The following is a 2,042-nucleotide window of genomic DNA, read 5'->3' as shown; positions in this document are numbered from 1 at the left end:
GCCGGGGGGGGGCTGCGCCCCCCGGTATTCGGCTTTGCGGGCGGCCCCCGGCGGCCACACGGGCCGCGGCGGCAGGCCGAAACATGTGGTCGCCTCCCTACACTCCCCCTGGCCCGGGCGCGGCACGGTCCGAATACTGGAATGCTGGACGGTGTCGCGCGGAAGGCCGCGGGGCGAGGCCGTGGGAGGCCGAGGATCGTGAAGGACAGGGTGCGGGTGGTCATCGCCGAGGATTCAGTGCTGCTCAGGGAGGGCCTGACCCGGCTGCTGACCGACCGCGGACACGAGGTCGTGGCGGGTGTCGGAGACGCCCAGGCTCTGATCAAAACCATCACGGAGCTGCACAACCAGCAGGCGCTGCCGGACGTCGTCGTGGCGGACGTGCGGATGCCGCCGACGCACACCGACGAGGGGGTCCGGGCCGCGGTGCAGCTGCGCAAGGCGCACCCGACGCTCGGCGTGCTCGTGCTCTCGCAGTACGTGGAGGAGCAGTACGCCACCGAACTGCTGGCCGGTTCCAGCCGCGGGGTCGGCTATCTGCTCAAGGACCGCGTGGCCGAGGTGCGCGAGTTCGTGGACGCGGTGGTGCGGGTGGCCGACGGCGGCACGGCCCTGGACCCGGAGGTTGTCGCGCAACTGCTCGGCCGCAGCCGCAAGCAGGACGTGCTGGCCGGGCTCACCCCGCGGGAGCGGGAGGTGCTGGGGCTGATGGCCGAGGGGCGGACGAACTCGGCAATCGCCCGGCAGCTGGTGGTGAGCGACGGCGCCGTCGAGAAGCACGTCAGCAACATCTTCCTCAAGTTCGGACTGTCCCAAAGTGATGAGGATCACCGGCGTGTTCTGGCCGTGCTCACCTATCTGAACTCGTGATCGTCCGACACCGTGTCGGACCCGTGCGAACCGTTTCACCGGTGCGTCCAGCATGCGAACGATGCAGGGAAGGCAACCCTCACGATCGTAGGGCTGAAGCCGGGAAGGTCTTCGGGAAGGCCGCTCCCACACAGCAGCCTCGAAGGAGGTCCAGTTCAGTGACCAGCTCCTGCACCGCTTCGCCACCTGGTACCAACTGCGGCGCCTGCGGGCAAAGGCCGATGCCGGAACACTCGGGCGATCCCCCACCTCCGAGGCCCGGCAGTAAATCGCCCAGACCGACGCCTTCCTCACCTGGCTCGCAGCCCGCGACCTGACCCTCGACTAGTGCCAGCAGACCGACCTCGACGCCTGGCACGCGGACAACTACGCCACCCGCCGACCGGCCCAGCCGCTCCTACGCTGGTGCATGGACAACGCCCCATGCCCCGGCTCGTCCTGCCACCCCATGTGATCAAGCAGGACCAGGCCCCGATACACCAGCACCGCCGCCTCGCCGTCCTCCGCCGCGTCCTGCATGCGGCGAGTAGCACCAATGCCGTGCCGATCAGCGCCGCAGTGCCAACGAGCATCACCCCACGACCACCGATCAGCCGCTTGCCCCCGCCGATCGGCGGTGCGACGACCATTCCGACGATGCCGCGCGGCATGAGGTCGGCCCAGTGGCCAAGGCCGAACCACCCAGCCCGTAGCCGGTCTGTGGAGGCATTTCGACCAGGGTCGGCACCACAACGAAGACTGCTCATTTGCCAAACGGAAGATTCTTAATCAAGGGCAAATGTACAGGTCCGAGCGTCGAAGGATCGCGAGGGCGTCGCGGACCGGGCGGCCGTCGCGCAGCGCCCATACAGCGTCAATGATGTCGTCGGCGGCGCCGGGCACCAGGGCGCGGTCGGCACTACCGGTGAACTTGGTGGGCAGCTCATCGGCGGACAGGGGGTTGTCCGGTCCGCCGCGGTTGTCGCGTACCCGCTCGGGTGAGGGTGCGGCCGTCGGCGAATTCGGCGGTCAGGGTGGCCGCGAAGCTGCCGCGGGGGCCTTGTCAAGTTGTTTGTGTGGCAGGTGAGTTGTGGCGCTCTGATGGCGCTCGGGTGCCGTGCCGTGCACGGTGCTCAGGCGTGCGCGGCCGCGCCGGTGACGGTCTTCCAGAGGCGGAATCGTTCGGTCATCTC

At 69.0% G+C, this 2,042-nt stretch carries 1 protein-coding gene; it reads left to right on the top strand.

Going from position 1 to position 2,042, the window contains the following annotated elements; translation table 11 throughout:
* Window positions 1-210 precede the first annotated feature (210 nt).
* Window positions 211-870 carry a response regulator gene (locus ACNPQM_RS44025; protein ID WP_418088400.1) on the top strand — a complete coding sequence of 220 codons (660 nt, stop codon included), beginning with the start codon at window positions 211-213 and terminating at the stop codon, window positions 868-870.
* Window positions 871-2,042: the final 1,172 nt, after the last annotated feature.

Origin of the sequence: Streptomyces sp. NPDC056231, from assembly GCF_048270745.1 — a bacterium.
In the GTDB taxonomy this organism is placed as follows: domain Bacteria; phylum Actinomycetota; class Actinomycetes; order Streptomycetales; family Streptomycetaceae; genus Streptomyces.
The sequence above is the reverse complement of the archived record's forward strand: the minus strand, read 5'-3'. Positions and strand labels throughout refer to the sequence as shown.